This is a genomic window from Pseudovibrio sp. Alg231-02, from assembly GCF_900143565.1.
In the GTDB taxonomy this organism is placed as follows: Bacteria; Pseudomonadota; Alphaproteobacteria; order Rhizobiales; family Stappiaceae; genus Pseudovibrio.
Window position 1 is genome coordinate 674,646 of sequence record NZ_FREX01000002.1, and the last position, 18,203, is coordinate 692,848.

The following is an 18,203-nucleotide window of genomic DNA, read 5'->3' on the forward strand; positions in this document are numbered from 1 at the left end:
TCCATAGTCGGTGATGCTTTTAAGTGCTTTGCGCTGAAGTCAGTTCAGGTAGCGAGAACCGAACCTGTTCAGCGCGTCTCTTAAGGTTTCCTGTTCATCCAGATGCCGGTTGGCTTCTATTTCGTGGTGATCCAGTTGAGGGCTCTCTTCCGTCATACGAAGGTGATCGCCGGAGTTTTCCTGAAGTTCTTCCAGAATATGGTCAAAGACCTGTACGCGTTCTTTGAGAGAATGTTGGCCACTGTGTTCCAGAAAATCTTTCAGCCTGGCCAGTTCTGCCAGCAAGATTGTGTTGTCTGCGATTTCTGAGTGATAGGTGCTCATAATCCCTTCAAGCGCATTTACATCTTCACCAGTGTTTGGGTTTTCTAAGCTCATTACAGGTCTCCTCGTTCTGGGGGAGCATGCGGTCGTGCCTATGGCGATATGTAATTATTATCTAGCCATAAAATGAGGTATTGAGCGTTGTCCGTTGGAGTTGAGGTAAGCCGATGCCTAAACCGTGCCCGAAAGTTCTATGAGAATTTTAACGGCTGCATCAGGGGCCAACTTGCTGATGGGTTTCTCAATCCTTAACCATCTGCTGAGTTCTACAAGTCCAGATATTCACGCAGTCGCCAGGCTCTCGTCATTCCTCACGAGTGTTTTAACGCAGATACCGTGAGGAGTTTGGTATGAAAAAAACAATAGGAGCCGATGAGCTGGATGCTGCAACTCTGGAGTTTGGACTTCTGGTGGGACTGCTTCTTCCCAAGGGGGAAGATCCTGTAGAATACAAGCTCAACAAAGATTGGTTGAAAGACCCAGTGGCTCAATTGCGTAAGCAGCTAAAAACCGTCAGCAAAGATCTCAACGGTTGCCTAAAAGATGCATTACAGGCCTTGAAGAAAGGCAGCAGTGATAAGGCTGAAAATGCTGCCGAGGAATTCAGTAAATGGAATCCGCTTCTTTTTCCAGCTATCGGATTTGGTGGCCATGTTGGTGATTTGGGCGAAGTGCCAGCAATAGACTGGCTCTCGCTGATTACGAATGGTGGTGATGTGCCGGAGACCATCGAGAAATGGGTCCAAAAAGTTGCCAGCGATCGCAAAACTCTAAAAGCATGGGGAGCCGCACTCGTTGGCCTCGCAACAGGTCGCCTGGACCATCCAACCGGAATGGGAACTCCCGACATCCCCTACCTTTTCGCCATTATGAATGTGGGATCCATGGGAACCTTGTATCTGTCACTGGCAGCAAAGAAAGACAAGGATGGTTCTGTCGTTCTTGTACCTAGCCTGTCGTTTGACAGTGATCCGATTGATTTAGATGGGTGAGCTCATTTCAGAAAAGCAAAAAAACCTCCTCCGGGAGGCTTTGGAATTCTCTTGATAAATCAAGAGAGAAACGAAGGTGCTAGCAGCAGGAATTGAACCTGCGACCCCCTGATTACAAGTTGCAATTTGCAACTCACGCCCACTTACACTCTACTGCGATTCAGTACTATGAATCAATGAGTTGTAGAAAATTATTTGCTTCTGCCTACCTTGCATTTCGCTGTGAAACTCGTACATTTGCTTACAATATGCTGACCAAAATCGGCAGGCATAGCGCAAGCGATCTATAAGGGGATGAGGCCGTGTTTTGTACAGGGCTATTAGAGAAGCCCAAAAGGTCGTCACAAGCTGTCAGGCCGTCAGAAACAGCAGCAATTCGGGACTAAATTTAACTTCTATTTTCGCATGTGGGGCGGTTCTTGTCACGGGCCGTCAGCGGGAGAGTTTTGTCTGATGCCCAATGTTACGAAACGGACGGTCGATGCAGCCAAGCCAACAGCGAAGAAGTACTTCGTATGGGATGGTAAGCTCTCGGGATTTGGGCTGCAGGTGGCGCCAACCGGGCGCAAAACCTTCATTGTCCAGTATCGCACACTAGAAGGACGCTCTCGCCGGATGACCCTCGGCAAATACGGGGAGCTGACACCGGATCAGGCGAGGGGACATGCGGTCGATGTTCTGGCCAAGGTACGTAATGGGGAAGACCCGACCGTCAATCGCAAGATCATTCGCAATGCACCAACAGTTGATGATTTGCTGGATATGTATCTAAGCGAACATGTTGAGGTGCACAACAAGCCAAAGTCTCTTATCGAGATACGGCGTATTCTAGAACGGTGTGTGAGGAAGCCTTTGGGCAAGGCGAAACTTGCCTCTGTTACACGGCAGGATATCTCCAAGCTGCATCGCTCCATGAGGCGGACACCGCGACAAGCAAACCATGTGTTGGCGATCATCTCTAAAGCGTTCAATCTGGCGGAGGTGTGGGGCTTGAGGCCTGAGCACAGCAATCCGGTGCGGTTGGTGAAGCGTTACAAGGAGAACGAGCGCGACCGATTCTTATCTGGTGAGGAACTACAGCGTTTGGGGAAGGCGCTTGAACTTGCAGAGAAGGAGGGACTCCCGTGGATCATCAAGGCCAAGCCGGAACACACAAAGCATCTGCGCAACGATATTGAGAAACGGCGGACACCCGTGAACCCGATGGCGCTCTACTGCCTTAAGCTACTCCTCTATACAGGTGCGCGGCTGATGGAGATCGCTTCTCTTGAATGGAAGCATGTAGACTTTGATGAAGGGGCAATTGCCTTGCCTTCAAAGAAAGGGGATGGCCGCAAACCTCATCCGGTGAGTGGGAATGTGCTGGATATCCTCTCCGATATACCGCGCTTGGATGGCTCTCCCTATGTACTTGCCCGCATCAACGATCCCACACGGCATATTACCAAGGAGCTAGTGGAAAACGCATGGCAGCGGGTGCGCCATCATGCTGACATCCCAGATGTGCGCATTCATGATCTACGCCATACGGTTGGTACATTTGCTGCGCAATCAGGTAGCAACGCTTTCCTCATCAGTCATCTTCTGCGCCACCGCAACGTGACCATCACCAACCGCTATGTGAACCATGATGCTCATCCGATACGGGTGCTCTCAGAAACGGTCGGGGAGAGGATTGAGGCGGGGTTGAAAGGAGGGGGGTAAGWACTGACGGCATGAATATGGAGGTATTTGTTTGAATATTCGCGAACACCGTATGTCGTAGTGTGACCATTTGTGGACATTCGCCTTAATGCAGAGATATCCCTGTTTTACGTTCTTGCTATTTCTGATTGTGTGCGTTTTGAACAATCCAGAGGTGGGAATGGCAGCGTACTTAAGTTTGAGCGATGGACCCAGTGCGGATTAAGCTGCCATTCGCTGCACTGCGAGAACTTAGGTAAATGAAAAGTCGCAGCTAGCGTCGAGGGCCAACTGTAAAATTTAGCCATTTCAATCACAGATTACTACTGTTCACAAACGGAGAGAAAGCGAAATTGGCTACCTCTAGTTTTGAATACTCATTTATGAGAGGAAGCTAAATTAAGTCATCTTGTCTTTCTGCTGCGCTGTTTGAGTTTGTACCAGAGTACTGCACGGTAAAATGCAACCGGTAGTCTGATAATACTGGTTAGCATCCACCAGAATGACTCATATATGGCAATGATTTGCTCAGCAGCTGCTTGATTGCTATTAATACGCTCTGGAAAATGTTCATGTCGCAACAATCCTCGGTTGAAGAGAAATGCCCGTAAGGACTTGGTCACTCTCCAACTTAAAGAGGTAGTTATGCGTGTCAGGTTTTCCTCTAGTGTACTGTCTGTTGTTGTTTTCTTACCTGTAAGAATTTTGAAGTAATAAGCTTTAGAGCGATTTACTTCCTTCCATCTCTCCGAGAAACCCGCGTTTGACAGCCAATCACTCTCCTTGAATGCGTCTTTGTTACGTAAAGCCACCGTGTTCTGGTGAAGCAATTTCTGATTACGTATGATTGCTTTTGAGATACGATAAACATCTGCATTCATGCGATCTGGGTTTTCCAACTCCTTCAATAGACGTTTCTCGAACCCTGAACGATACTTAAAGTGAAGCAGATGACCGCATGTATCTCCCAACGGAACAGGAGTACACAAGTGTGTTGAGCGAAGGTACTGGAAGTCTGCTTGCCAGTACACAAGCGGTATTTTGTAAGATCTTACAAGATAATTCCTCCTGCCAGACATATCCGCTCGAGCAGAAGAGCGAAGTTCAAAAAAAGGAAAAGCTTGGGTACGTTCTGTATGAAATTTAGAAAAGGGGACATAGTTGGGTGTGTTGGTAATGAGCTCATCTAGATCCACCGCACATTTGGGCGCGCTGGTAAGATCATCACAGAAAAAATCTATTAGAGGAGTATAAAGTGCAAAGGCTAGCTCGCTTTGTAAGGCATCTGCCGTCCCGTGTATTGATAGTTGGGGAGGCTGTAGAAACTCGTCCGCATCAACAACTGTTGTCCATTTGTCTTTGCAATACTTACTGCCAATTTCATTGACCCAATCAATTCCGGCATTTGCTTGCGGGTAACCCCCATTTTTTTCAAAGAGCTGAACATCATTTTGCTGAAGCAAAAACTCACGAGAGCCATCTGAACTACCGGTATCAACAATGTAAAAACAAGTAACTCCAATTGAGCGATAATGATGCAGGAACGCTGGTAAAATGTCAGCTTCGTCCCGTAATATGCAGATTAATGGATAATCTGTTTGTCTGGACTTATTGGAGTGTTTACTAGGTCTCAAATTTTTACCCTAATAAAATTCTGCGCTTTTCGTATAGCCGAACTCACTTTCCCTGGTCGGAAACTTGCTTTTTCAGCATCGCGTTGGTTACTGATAAGCTGAGACGCATCAGGGCGTAGTAAGAAAAGGCTTTTATCTTCAGCATCCATATTGTCCAGAAACGGTAATACCTGCTTGAAATCAGCCTCTTCTTTAATCTGATTTTTCAGCTTCATACTATCTGTACTTTGTCGATAGTAATATAATGGATCAGGATAGTAAGATATTTTTCGATTATCTAATATTAGGCGATTGTAAAATTCAATATCATCTTTTCCAACTCGATATCCTTCAGAATACCCCCCAGAAGCTGAAAAGGCTGTCTTTTTTACAAGGCAGGTTGCATCGCCAACCACATTTACCTTTGTCGCCCATGCTTTTGCAGGGCCTACAAAGCGTATCTGCGTTCCGAGTACACTATTGGACGAATAAGGTTCTCCTTCACCACTGAAACGTAATGAACTGCAAGTTAAACAATCAAGCCCTGCAAAAGTTGCTGCGCTCACAAGCTTGTCGACCATTTCAGGCATCATGAAATTGTCGTCATCAAAGAAAAGCAGAAACTCACCTTTGGCAACTTGAGCGGCCTTGTTTCTTGCTGCCCCTACATATCTATTTTCCTGATAGAGGATGCGCCATGACTTATCTTTGTACCTTTGAGCAAGGGCCTTAAGCGTTGCACGTGCAAGCGGCGAACGACTACCATCATCAACGACTATCACCTCAAAATTTCGATAGGTCTGGCGTTCAATGCTCTTTAAAGCTTGGGTTAGAAGATGGGGGCGTTCAAAATGAGTAAGACAGATACTGACTAGCGGATGATTGTCTTTCTTTGGTCTGGCTGCCTTTGACATTGATTGGTTTTGGCGGTGCCAGTTCTCCCAGACTGTCAGTGATCTCTTCAATCTATCATGTCTCACTGCAGGGGCTGGGAGTCGTTTGGTATAATGCTCAAGCCGGCCTGCTAGTGCCAGATGATGAGGTTCAAATAAGACTCCTTCTCGTCCGTCTTCATCAATCAGTTCATACGTCCCACCGGTATTTGCAGCAATAAACGGAACCTGTGCAGCTAAGCATTCATAAACAGCCAATGGAGAGTTTTCCAGTAAGGATGGGATCACTGCTAACCGGCCTTCGACACTAAGGTATTCGATTGCTTGAAAAGCATTGCAATTGACTTTAAATGTGACTTTGGTTTGCCACTTCTTGCTGTTTTGCATAATGAACTTCTGAGCATCAAACCGATGAGAATAACCTCCGAGAAAAGTGATTGGGGGAATTGAAATGCCTTTTGCAGCTAGCGCATTGAGAGCATTAACAAATAACAAGATACCTTTCCGAGGTTCCAATCGGCCAAAAAACACCCATTCCCCCACGAGAGAGCATCGTTTTGGAGTAACGCTGCTAAGGTCTTCTAGGAACACGTTGGGCCAGTAAAAACTTTTTGCAGGAAGTTTATAGCAATTACGAAGCATCCAGTTCAAAAGATGCTGACTGCCGCAGATGAGCGTATCAGCCATTTCCACGCTCTGTCGCTCCATAAAAACCCAACCAAGTTGACGGTATTCTTCCAGGAACTGCGAATTTCCCTCCGCAGCCCAGAGTGTTGGAGAGGAACCTTTGACAACAAATTGTAAATTTAGAAATGCAATACCCAGTTTCTTGGCTAATAAAGCAACATACCCCAAACCACGCCACTCTGACACGTGCACCATATCAAAATGACTTTCGTGCTCTCGCAACCATTCATAGGCTGCATATGGAGGTGCCATTGTCTGAGCCATCTCAGTTTTTGCAAGTACCTGAGGAGCAACAGCAGAAAATTCAATACCATGTTCAGAATAAAAATCGCGAGTGATCCGCATTTTTTGTTGGTTTTTGGCATGCCCATTTACAAAGCAAATGGTTACATGATGCCCGGTACGTTTTAAAAACACTGCCAAATGAAAATAAGCAGTACCAATACCACCATTTTTTATAGGCCCGAAGATATCAGCAGTAATAATGCATATGCGTTTGCTAAGCATCGGGGCAATCGCATTTATGTCCTGCTGTAGTTCGATCATTCAAACGATTTCCTCACTGCGCAACCAACATCTCGGCAAGGTATCTTAGCTTGCCGTTACGAACTATGCTGCCGTCCTCTTTAACCTTTACCGTGACTTCGGCATTCACATCTCTTGCTTCCTTGGGGACCAACAGTATAAAGCCATGCTGAGCAAGCTTCTGGTTTCTGCTGCCAAATCTAGCAATGTATCGATCAGCTTTGGCTTCAGTCATGGCAACACCATTAACTTCCAGAATAACTGTCAACTTTTTTGAAGTATCTCTTCTATCCCATGCCCATCCTTCAATGTGAGTGGGGTTTAAGGCAAAAAGCTCCTTTGGCGGTATAGATGCTTTAATCGGAGAACCTGAGTAACCACGGAACAAGCGAAGGAGTTTTCTCTTAGGCCTATGCAAAGAAATAAGGCTATCAGCTGTAAGAAATAGCTTCCTCTTTTCTCCAGAGTACGCTGTTAGCTTATCCTGTTTCAGCGTTCGCTTAGTTGCTTCCTTCAACTCCGAAATTGATTCTGGTTGCTTTTTTTTTGCGGCAATGCTTGGAATTTTGAAAAGAGTATCATGCTGGCTAAACATCCTTTCGGCTGCATCTCGGTTTAAGATCACACTGCCCGATACAGCTACAAAAACATTTCTGGAGAGCTTGATAACTCGGATGAACTGCGAGCGCGTCCTGTCTTTGTTCGCTAAATGAAACTTAATATTGTATCGGTCACCTTCCGGCCAATCCTTTGGAATGTCAAAGGCATGCAGCGTTGTTTCGCCCGTTTGATTTATGAGTGAGATTTGTTGCTTTGTTCCATTAGCAAATAAAGAACGTTCTCCTGAACCAATCGCAACACAAAGTATTCGCGATGCACTCTCATCCAGTCCAATCGCAACTTTGGACCATCTATTTCTTAGTTTGCGAGATCTGTCTGCGTGCACAAGCCAAACCGGTTCATCATCTTGTCGTTTTTTATCCCGATATAGCTTTGGTTGGAGTTTGAGACTTCCGTGACCTGTGTGGGGCAAAAGAGCTAATTTACGATATGCGATGTTATCATTTTCGATCAATGGCATTGAGCGCAAATATGACGCGTTTGAGTTGTTTTGTTGCTCTGTTAGTTCTCCTAGCTCAAATGCGCAGGCCAAGCGGCATTCAGGGATCACCATAAGGTCAGTATTGTGTTCGTTTTTCGCTCGGAGCACATACTCTTGTAAAAGCCCAAAGCGAAGGTCATACGGTTGCAGTCCACTCAATTGGGCTATGAGTTTCTTAGGAATACAGACTACACTTGCTCCAACCGAATTTCCGAATACGACTTCTGAGACAATATCGCTTCCCATCGGCATAACAATTTTGTTGTCTGGCAGCTTAACAAAGCTTGAAATGATGGCATTCTTTTGGTGCTGAATCGCAACGCGAATATCGTTACAAAAACCTGAAGCAAAATGAACGGCCGTACCATCGCATAAAATGCAGGCATCAGCAGAACATTCATCCATTATTCGATTGAACGCTTGTCCTGCCGGGAAACCAATAAACGGGCATAATCTAGAGCTTATGCCATTACGTTGCAAATATTCGACAATGCCCCGAGCTGTCTCTTCAAGCTCCGGTAACGTAACCAGAATGCTTACTTTATCTGGGAGCTCGCTCAGCAAAGCTTTTGCAAATGCCATTGCAGTACCGCTTTCACGCAGCAAAACAACTATCTCTAAGGTTCCAGCGACTGTTTCTTGCCTCTCTTTCGCATTCAATACTGCTAGCTTGTTAAGCGTTACTGTTGCTTCCTTACCTGAGTTCCTAGCGTATAAATCTCCTAGGTAGGCGTGAAAGCCGTACCAGGTTTTTAAGTTGTCTTGATTACTGAAACTGGCACCCGCGATGGGATGGCCTTCCATGAGTGCGGATTTCAAACGGCCGGCCAGCTCGTATGCGTTCGGTGGTATCAGGCAAGCAGAATGATCTTCTTTTGCGATCAGTTCAGGTGTCCCACCAACATCTGTTGCTATAAATGGAATGTTATGTTCAAGCGCTTCATAAACAGCCATTGTAGAATTTTCGATAAGCGAAGGCATAACTGCAATCATGTCTCTCGAGCACAGAAATGAAAGAGCTTCTGGTTGGTTCAGGTGAGTTACACAGTTGACCTCAAAGCTCCAGCTTTCGGCTTTTCTGTTAATAAAATCAACTACTTTTTCATTATTCTGGTTTGAAAGTGCTTCGCCGTATTTACCGAGAAAATTCACTGTCTTAGGGGGGGTACCTTCCCGTTCTAAAAGATCCAGAGCTGTACAGAATAACTCAATCCCTTTGCGCATCTCCAAACGGCCGAAAAACGTTAGTTCTTGAGCATGAATCCTATCCCCAGTTTTTCGAGGAGGCCTCTGATCGATAACATCAATTTCTGAAAAATCTAGAATATTTGGTTGCACATAAGTAGCTGCAGGCAGCTGATAACCAACATGCTTCATAAAACACAGCAAATGTGCACTACCGCCAATGACAATATCACCAAGTTCAACGCACTTCTGTTCAGCAAAACTCGCTGGCAAAAGGTCGCGTTTAGCAATGGGTTGCATCTGGTAATGGCGGTTCCATAGATGTGGAGAAGAAGTTTTAATGATAAAAAGGGTCTCTTGAAACGCAAGGCCGAGCTTTTTAGCCATCAAAGCGTAAATTAGGCCTCCTCGCCATTCTGAAGAGTGAACTACATCAAATTTTTGTTGTTCTTTTAGCCAGCGATAAGCCGCGTTGTATCGCCCTTGCCAATTTTGAGACGGACCTACGATAGTCTCGGTTGTATGTTGTAAGTAGTGTAGAGCGACGCCAAATTCAGCAAAATGCTTAACCCAATGCTGAGGTGTTTCGTTCTCAACACTTTCCCCTTTAAGGTAGAGAATATGAACTTCATGATCACGAGCAGCTAGCCCTTTGGCTAGATGGTAGTAAGTGGAAGCAATGCCACCATTTCTGACTGGCCCAAGGATCTCTTCTGTAGCAATGCATACGCGAAGTTTGTTGCCTGATGTATGGCTCGCGTAGCTATCTAGATTGGGGAAAGCTTCGATCGCAAATGTGTCAATCTGCATGCTGGGGCACTCCACGCTCATCACTGGTTGGCAAAGCGCTCAACTTATTCTGAAAATAGTCCCATGTTCTCTGGATACCAGTAATTAAGTCAGTCTGAGGCATAAAGCCCAAGTCTCTCCGAGCTTTTCTAATATCAGCGAAGTTATGGAGAATTTCGCCTGCCCTAAAACCATGATAGGCAATTCTTAGCGCATCATTTTGGCCCGAAACTATTTTTAAAATGCCAATAATTTCGTTGATCGAAGTTGGCTTTCCGCTGCCAAGCTGAAAAACCCCATTATGTTTAGATTTCAGTGACTGAAGGATGCCCTGACAAAGATCTTCAACGAACACGAAATCTCTGGTTTGGCTACCATCACCATACACTTGACATGGCTCACCCATAAGAATTGATCTAACAAACATCGCGATTGCGCTGCCCTTATGGATAGAACGAGGCCCATAGACATTTGAAAAGCGTAGCGACGTGATATCCATTCCGTAACTCTGTGAATAAGCTGCACAATAAGCCTCAGCAGCAGCTTTTGATGCACCATAGGCTGAAGCTGGGTATGCTGGCATGCTTTCGTGGACTGGTTGGGGGCCATCTCCAATAATTGCGCCACCAGTTGACGCATTAACAAGGCTTCTAACACCTTGTTTTCGCATAGCTTCCAAAAGGTTCAATGTACCTTTTACATTGACGTCAAAGTTATAGGTAGGATCTTCAATGGAATCTATTACACGCGTATCAGCAGCTAAATGTATGACCGCGTCGACGCCTTTTATCGCATCCTCAAGAACTGATTGATCCCTAATGTCCCCATGGATAAAATAATGAGGTACGCCACCTAACGAGCTTGCGTTTCCTGTGACTTCACTGTCCAAAACCAAGATTTCGTGAGCTGCCACCTCAGATGCGAGTGTTCTGACCAGGTTCGAGCCGATAAAGCCACAACCGCCAGTGATGAGGATACGATTAAACATGTCTCTAAAAACTCGTTAAAACTAGGAGGTGGTTATGGGTTGCTTAGTTTTCTTGCTCCAATAGGAGACACAGCGAATTTTTGAATGATCGGCTCTCTCTCGGTAGCGTTCAGTGATTTCTGTGACCTCTCGAAACAGGCTATCCTCCATGAGAGTCGGTTGCCAACCTAATGATTGCAGATGGTCGTTCTTAACCACTAGATCATTCTTTTCCGCCTCATTTCGAGGATTTTGCACATAACTGATTTCACATCCCGTGATTGACTGGATGCACTTTGCTAGCTCTGAAAGGCTACAGGTTTCAGACATTTGATTCAGGATAGCCGGACGGCTGCCAAGAGGCGGAGGTGCCAAAAGCGCATATTCAATGCACTTACATGTATCTGAGATGTGAATAAACGCTCTTGTTTGCCCCCCAGTTCCATGAATAGTGAGCGGTAGACCAACTGCCGCTTGCATTAGAAAACGATTTAGAACCGTTCCATAGTCGCCGTCATAATCGAACCTATTAATCAGCCGTTCATCTAAACTGGTATGTTGAGTTTGAGTACCCCAAACAATTCCCTGATGAAGGTCGGTGATGCGCAGCTTGTCATTTTTTGCATAATACTGAAACATCTGAGCATCCATAGTTTTAGTCATATGGTACACAGAGCCGGGATTTGGTGGATAGACAATAGAGTCCGTTATTTGGCGGTTGTCAGATGTATTGATCTGAACATCAAGATATCCCTCGGGAATTGGAATTGGTTCGTCGTGGCCATATCCATAGACCCCCATGGTACCTAAGTGCACCAAGTGGATATCCTGCTGGACCTCTACAATTGCATTCAAAATATTGTGAGTGCCACATATATTGTTGGTGATTGTGTAGTTTTTTGAGTAGCAGTTTTTCATTGAGTAAGGCGCTGCGCGTTGCTCAGCGAAATGCACAATACTGTCGGGCTTTTCATTTCTTAACAAGCTTATTAGCTTGTCAAATTCATGAGCAATATCAATTTCTATGAACTGAATGATGTGTCCGGTAAGCTCAAACCAGGCATGGACTCGTTCATTGATGGTACGAATTGGGGTAAGGGATCCAACGTTTAATTCAATATCGATACGCCTGCGAGATAAATTGTCTATGATTATAACATTATGCCCAAGGTTACTTAGATGAAGGGCTGTAGGCCAACCGCAAAAGCCATCTCCTCCCAACAAAAGTATCTTCACTATTCAAGTCTCCAATGGGTGATCTTTAAAACGACTTAGCATTTCATGTACTTAATTATAATGGTTGCATTCATTATACAATACACATGATATTCACGTTCTAAAAGACGTGTCTAACTAATCGCAATATCTCATTTACCTAGTGCTTTAATAAAAGAAATATTAGGTTGGTGATATGCTTGATATCACGAGGACATTAATGTCAGTCAAAGTGCCCACCCGCTTAGATAAATTTGAGTTAGGGAAACAAGCTGCTCTTGATGGCGACCTAGATAAAGCCAGAGAGTATCTGCATCCTTTAGCTGAAGCCGCTCCATATCACCCGGCTGCTTTCTTTCTATGCCAGATCGAGTCGAAAAAAGGCATACTCAATAACTGTGAGAAATATTGTCTGACTTTTCTAGCTAAGCATCCTCAGCATGCAGGCATGCGGACGATTTCAGCGTTGCTTCAGATTGCAAAAGGAGACCTCAATCAAGCAGAAAATGAATTAAAAATTGCGTTGAACACCAACCCCAAGCATAATCGGGCTCTGAAAGTGCGCCAACAGGTGGGATGGTTGCGAAAGCAAGGAGAAGCTCGTGATGCTCTTGAAGTTCTCGATTCGAAACACCTCTCCAAACTTTCGTGGCTCAAAGCAGGTCGGCAATTAAAAAAAATCACGCCAGCCGATGATTGGGATAATCACGAACTACAGGCTAAAATAGCTTTTTTTCATAATAGTGGTGACATGCGGCGAGCCCTCAGGAATTTCGACCCAGAGTTAATCGAGAAGGCTGTTGAACTTGGGTATTGCACTTGGCCTAAGAAAATCCAGAACTATGTTAAAGGCAAGAACATCTTAGATGTCGGTTGTGGTTTTGGCGGGTATGCGTTTGGTTATCTGTGTGCTGGCGCTCGGAGCTATACTGGGATCGATCCTGCAATGTTGCTTGAGGAAAAACGAATGCGCAACAAGCGCATACGGCAATGGGTAGAAGTTCCAAAAACCGCAAAAGAAATCGCGAATGCTATTGAAGACATTGAATTACTTCAAACATCAACAAGTGATTTAGTTGGCCAAAACACCTACGATATTGTCTGCCTGCATAATGTCACGGAGCACCTGACAGATATAAGAAGCGTATTTGCTGATATATCCAAATTAGTAAATAAGAATGGTAAGCTCATCTTTCTTCATCATAATTTTTATGGATGGAGTGGACATCACATGGCACCTCATAACCCCTCTGTATTAGATACCAGTAACCCCGAGCATAAAAAATTCTTTGACTGGAATCACATCAGCATCCTCAAGGAGTTACCAGAAGATCATTATCTATATACCAACCTTAACCGCATTCGCATTTCAGAACTGCGAGAATTAACTCAGGAGTTTTTCGATATAAAAATTTGGGACCATCGCCCCTCTCCAGATAGTGTGTTGCAGCGCATGACTCCTGAAATTACTAAGAAAGTAGAGGGTATTTTACCCGATATTACGACGAATGAACTGGAAACCAATGCGGTTTTTTGTGTTGCTGGAGCGCGTTAGTTGATCCAAGCGGAAGTGCAAAAACTCCGCCATATTAATGTCAGGGGTTAACATCATGATCGACTTTGCGATCAAAAATGCTGTAGTTTCTCATGGGTGTTATCTCCATCCAAGTATCTCATTTCTTGGATTAGGTTTGCCTGAGAATGTGCTCACAGCATCTGGCATGCTCTCTGTTGCTGAGCGGAAAATGCTCTATAATTTAGCATTAAAAAGCTACTCAGCGCATGGGGCGGTCATTGACGCCGGGAGCTTTATGGGATCATCCGTGGTTTCTCTTGCTCAAGGCCTTCGCGATAATCCTAAATCTCAGCAGTTTTTGTCGCCCTTGGGCTTTAACACAAAACCAATTAGCAGCTACGAACTCGGTTATCTACCAAAACCGCGAAATGGCTCCGACATTGTGAGAAAGTTTGGAGATGTCGAATATCGTTTTGGGGATTCATTCCTTGGAATTCTCAAAGAAAGTATTGCACCCTATGAAGAGCTTATCGAACTATACGCAGGCGACTTTTGTGATTTTGAATGGAGCGGCACACCTATCGAACTCTGCTTCGTTGATCTTTGTAAAACGCCTAATCTAAACAGACACGTATCTAGCCAATTCTTACCAAATCTTATCGAAGATGCCTCCTTCTTTGTGAACCAGGATTTTTTCTTTGACCGACTTCCTTGGATCAAAGTTACAATGGGTTACCTTCACGACTATTTTGAATGGTATGGACAAGTGTTCACCAGCTCGATTTACCGAAGCAAGAAAAAGATACCAAAAGAAGTTGCAGAGTTTGATCCCTTCACGGAAGCAAGCTTGGATGAGTGTCTTAGATTCCACGATATACATGCGAGCGCCCACCTAAAAGATGCTGATAAATTTAGAATGGGGCTTTCGAGGTCATATTTGATTGCGATGAAAGGTAAAACTGCACATGCACTTGATTACTTAAAATATGTCGAAGAAGAGTTCAGCCATATTCTGGATGATGAGGCTACAAATGACCGAGGCAACAATTTTAGGTTTAAAAGAGCATTTAGGCAGATTGAGAGAGAAGTTGTTTAGTTGCTTGATATTATTTCAAATGAATGAGCATTGTCTGCATTAAATGGCAAGTTGGATGTTAGCGTTGTATAGGGCTATTCCCTAACCAAGCGAATGTTCGTAATGGCAAAGCTACATGTTGCACCTGCGAACTCTCCCTCTGTTAGACGCAGTGTCGAGCGTCAGCAAAGGGCTCGCAAACCGATCTGACCGTCTTACTCAGGTAATCGCATAGAGCTATGAAGGGCTTCCCGCTAAGCTACTGAGAATGCCTTCCATGTAGATAGCATCAACTCTTGATAGAAACGCTCTAATGTCCGGTGTTGGCCCTTGAAGTACATAATTCAATCTCAAAACAATGGGCTATGAGTACAGATTCGTATGATTAGTTCGATAAGTTCAACCTGCAAGCCCGAAGACTGAGATCGCGGACCAGAGTTTATCCATCACTCGATCAGTTCCTCGCTGCCGCTTATCTGTTTTGATTAACTCAATTGGTGCGCCGTTATAGACAATACGTCCAGTACTTAAGTTTACTCGATATCCGTCAGCAAGCATGAGCCATCGCCCCTCTACGTGGGCAGTGGGGTGAGTGAGCTGGAGCATAATCTTGCGCATCTTTACGCTTTGCTGGCCTGGATAGCTTTTGGTCTTATCCCATGCATCTTCTAGCAAGATATCTTCTACGCCTGCAGCACCTGTTGCTACAAGCAGATCAGTTTGCCGAAAGGCCTCTGACAAGACACGCTGAGGTACATCACCAAACTTCTTTTCTGGCCCTTTTAAAGAGAAGTTGCCTGTTGTTCCTTCTCCCGTGCACCCTGGAAAGGTACGTATGCCGGTTTCAAAATTAAACCTTCTACCAGCAAGAGTGATTGCTAGAGTCTCATAATCGCTTGGTCTCCATCCCATTTGTTGTGACAATCCGAATAGAGGGACCTGACTGACTGTGTGACCGGCAAACATTCTGGATGTGTTTGTGCCGAGTTCATTTTCCATCACTGGATAGATTTCCCGAAAAGCCTGCGGGAAGGGTTGTTTGATACCCTCTTTGGYAACGAAAAATTGCCATTCTTGACGCTCTTCTTCTGAACTCTCTACGGGATGCCAGAGCCGAACCCGCTGCCATTCCGCTCTCAAGCGGGTAGAACCATCCACAAGGAGCCATAATCCTTCATTCGATCCTCCTTTGAGGACTGCAGCAAACCTATCCCCTTCGTCTTCAACTTCCCAGATTAGCTTGCTGGTCATCGGCCATAAGGACTTGTCTGTCATTTGTCTGGCCCACACGGAAACATCCAACCACCACAAGCGCAGCAACATACCTTCCAATGCAGGTTTTATAAGCTTAGTAAACTCATCTGGAATGTGACTTGTTGTAAGCAGATCAAGAACGCGCTCTGGGTGAAGAGAAAGGTTTCGTATAGCTTCTTTGGTGGTTCGTTGTAGCTTCTTCTTAACGCCAGCATGGCGTACTTCTCGAGTGACTTTTTGTGCAATCAACACAGCTTCGGGCTGAGGTTCATCTCGGACAACCTTTCCAAGCTGAATACTTAACGATTGAGAAGGCATCGATTTGGCTTTGTGATCAGGAGCAAGGGCAGCTCCAACCCAAAGTTCATCGAGTGTTTTCAGTCCCCAATCCAGACGTTCTGTCAAAGCAAGTTTTACTGCTCTCGCAACGGCTGAAGCTTCTGCAACACTGGTCAGCTTATCTGATTGATATTTGACAGTACCTGCAACTATCCTGCGGGATCTTCTCAACACTTCTTCAACAGCATGTTCAGCAAACAATCGCCATTCCGAAATATCAGCAAGAACAGAATCGTGTGCYGGGATACTATGCGACAACTCTGGGCTGATTTCGCATATTGCATTTGCCAAGGTGCGCAGATCAGACACTCCTGCAACAGCCTCGAACTCTTCAAATGAGATCGGGCCATCGTTTCTCGCGGCAATGTTTACGAGTGCAGCATCCAGGAGTAAGTCATCTCCAATTGCATGTGCCGCAATTAAGGCAACATCAGCAGAGCCCTTGCTAATGCGTGGATGTAATTTCCGGAGCGTTTTCAGGGCCTCTTCTGGGAGAGTTCCAATCGTTCCCAATAGAATTCTGGCGACATAACGATAACATACGTCTTTCTCGTGAGAGCCACCTGATATAATTTCTGTTCGAGCTAAACCACTTAATGCGATAGCTGCTTCTTCGGGTGTGAAGAATAGGTAGACAGTTTCGTGCAGCCCTCCTTCTTCAATATCTCGGAGTATCCCAGATATTGAAGTGCCAGCAGTTTGTTGAAAGTCTCCCTTTTCCCACATTGTAGCAAGGATAGCGCCACGGTCGAATGGGCTTAAGGCTTGAACATATGAGTTCAACACACCAAAGTCCCGTTGAGCCTCTGGTTGTCGCAGTTGTGAAAGGACAAATGCTCTCGCTGAATTCGTTGTCATTGGGTAACCGAGTTAGAAGGTCAACATATATCGCTAGACTCACTTGATTATGCCGTCTGCATGTTGAGCTTCCAATAGCTCCCTTAGTAGCGATATATACCTTCTACTTGGTTCTTATTGGGCACTCTCAATCCTTTCGGTGAGCAGGTTGCTGTTTGTAATGTTTACCGTACTTCATGAAAATAGGTTGTTCTGGGGGAAGTTCGGGACTTTGAAAGCATCTCGGCTCTGAGGTTCTGTTTGAATTTTCCCTTATATTACAAGGGGAAGCCATTTTTGGCTTAGGTCAGGCCATTTTTGGCCTGCTTCTTTTCCTAGTATTTTCAAGGTGTTGCGCCAAATTCGTGGGCTTGATGCAGGTCTCCGGGCCAATTCTGGCCCATTATTACTCCCCTCTACGATCTGGATTTAGGTCAGATCTGAATCTTATTAGATTTTATTCTCTAGTTATTTCAACAAGTAAGCGAGTTCTGGTGTGCTCTCTTCTTCTATTTCTCTCACTCTGGCATGCAAGTTGCTGTTGTGTTGGTACGCAGCTGCAGACTGGGGTCTGGGGCTGTGGCCCATTCTCATCAAATGGGGTTCATTTATTTGTTTTGCTGCGTCTGTCCGCACACGGAGGGCGCTCACCAGGAGCATACTATGCCAACACCCGCTTATATCACCATTGAAGGGTCAACTCAGGGTCCAATCACTCAAGGCGCGTTTACTGAAGATTCCGTCGGTAACGTGTGGCAGGAAGGCCATGAAGACGAGATCATGGTGCAGGCCATTGATCACACTGTCATCATTCCTCGTGATATCCAGTCCGGCCAGCCAGCTGGTCAGCGCGTGCACACTCCGTTCAAGTTCACCTGCTCCATGAACAAGTCCATCCCGCTGCTGTATAATGCGCTGGTTTCCGGTGAGATGCTGCCGAAGTGTGAAGTCAAATGGTACCGCACCAATTCTTCCGGCAAGCAGGAGCATTTCTTCACCACCTCCTTTGAAGATGCGCTGATCACCAACATCGAGTGTGGCCTGCCACATTGTCAGGATCCGAAGAACGCTGACTTCACTCAGTTGATCACCATTGAACTGTCTTACCGCAAAATCATGTGGGAGCATACAGTCTCCGGCACGTCCGGTGCTGATGACTGGCGCGCGCCTGCAGCTTAAGTCTCTATCCTCATTGAGGATGGAAGTC

12 protein-coding genes are annotated in these 18,203 nt (G+C 45.3%); 5 read left to right on the plus strand and 7 right to left on the minus strand.

Annotated elements, in window-relative coordinates; translation table 11 throughout:
- Positions 1–39: 39 nt before the first annotated feature.
- Positions 40–378, minus strand: coding sequence for a hypothetical protein (locus DHN43_RS08625; RefSeq protein WP_108818327.1), 339 nt, complete (start codon positions 376–378; stop codon positions 40–42).
- 296 nt (positions 379–674) lie between these two features.
- Between DHN43_RS08625 and DHN43_RS08630 the strand changes: the two genes are divergently transcribed.
- On the plus strand, positions 675–1,316 hold the full coding sequence (locus DHN43_RS08630) for a hypothetical protein (RefSeq protein ID WP_108818328.1): 642 nt from the start codon (positions 675–677) through the stop codon (positions 1,314–1,316).
- 453 nt (positions 1,317–1,769) lie between these two features.
- Entirely contained in the window at positions 1,770–3,020 is a 1,251-nt protein-coding gene (locus tag DHN43_RS08635; RefSeq protein WP_108818329.1) for a tyrosine-type recombinase/integrase, read from the plus strand.
- A 383-nt stretch (positions 3,021–3,403) separates the two neighbouring features.
- Here DHN43_RS08635 and DHN43_RS08640 read toward each other — a convergent pair whose 3' ends face one another.
- The 5 genes from DHN43_RS08640 to DHN43_RS08660 are packed head-to-tail and all read right to left on the minus strand — an operon-like array spanning position 3,404 to position 11,996.
- Complete coding sequence (locus DHN43_RS08640; protein ID WP_208981893.1) at positions 3,404–4,633, minus strand: glycosyltransferase family 2 protein; 1,230 nt, start codon at positions 4,631–4,633, stop codon at positions 3,404–3,406.
- Positions 4,630–6,738 carry a glycosyltransferase gene (locus tag DHN43_RS08645; RefSeq protein ID WP_063286990.1) on the minus strand — a complete coding sequence of 703 codons (2,109 nt, stop codon included), beginning with the start codon at positions 6,736–6,738 and terminating at the stop codon, positions 4,630–4,632. Before DHN43_RS08645 ends, DHN43_RS08640 begins: the two co-directional genes overlap by 4 nt.
- A 13-nt stretch (positions 6,739–6,751) precedes the next feature.
- Positions 6,752–9,814: a glycosyltransferase family 4 protein gene (locus DHN43_RS08650; RefSeq protein ID WP_108818330.1), complete on the minus strand. Its 3,063-nt coding sequence runs from the start codon at positions 9,812–9,814 to the stop codon at positions 6,752–6,754.
- Entirely contained in the window at positions 9,804–10,781 is a 978-nt protein-coding gene (locus DHN43_RS08655) for an SDR family NAD(P)-dependent oxidoreductase (RefSeq protein ID WP_108818331.1), read from the minus strand. The genes DHN43_RS08650 and DHN43_RS08655 overlap by 11 nt, the downstream gene beginning before the upstream one ends.
- 21 nt (positions 10,782–10,802) lie before the next feature.
- Positions 10,803–11,996 (minus strand): NAD-dependent epimerase/dehydratase family protein, encoded by a 1,194-nt coding sequence (locus tag DHN43_RS08660; RefSeq protein WP_063300824.1) that lies wholly within the window; start codon positions 11,994–11,996, stop codon positions 10,803–10,805.
- A 175-nt stretch (positions 11,997–12,171) separates the two neighbouring features.
- Here DHN43_RS08660 and DHN43_RS08665 point away from each other — a divergent pair, with 175 nt between their 5' ends.
- Together DHN43_RS08665 and DHN43_RS08670 are read left to right on the plus strand one after the other, a co-directional pair.
- Positions 12,172–13,530: a class I SAM-dependent methyltransferase gene (locus DHN43_RS08665; RefSeq protein WP_208995067.1), complete on the plus strand. Its 1,359-nt coding sequence runs from the start codon at positions 12,172–12,174 to the stop codon at positions 13,528–13,530.
- Positions 13,531–13,585: 55 nt separating this feature from the next.
- Complete coding sequence (locus DHN43_RS08670; RefSeq protein WP_057462699.1) at positions 13,586–14,587, plus strand: hypothetical protein; 1,002 nt, start codon at positions 13,586–13,588, stop codon at positions 14,585–14,587.
- A gap of 378 nt (positions 14,588–14,965) precedes the next feature.
- Here the strand turns inward: DHN43_RS08670 and DHN43_RS08675 are convergent, their stop codons facing one another.
- Complete coding sequence (locus DHN43_RS08675) at positions 14,966–17,017, minus strand: DUF4132 domain-containing protein (protein ID WP_108818332.1); 2,052 nt, start codon at positions 17,015–17,017, stop codon at positions 14,966–14,968.
- Positions 17,018–17,659: 642 nt separating this feature from the next.
- Between DHN43_RS08675 and DHN43_RS08680 the strand changes: the two genes are divergently transcribed.
- Positions 17,660–18,175: an Hcp family type VI secretion system effector gene (locus DHN43_RS08680; protein WP_057465969.1), complete on the plus strand. Its 516-nt coding sequence runs from the start codon at positions 17,660–17,662 to the stop codon at positions 18,173–18,175.
- The last annotated feature ends 28 nt before the right edge of the window (positions 18,176–18,203 follow it).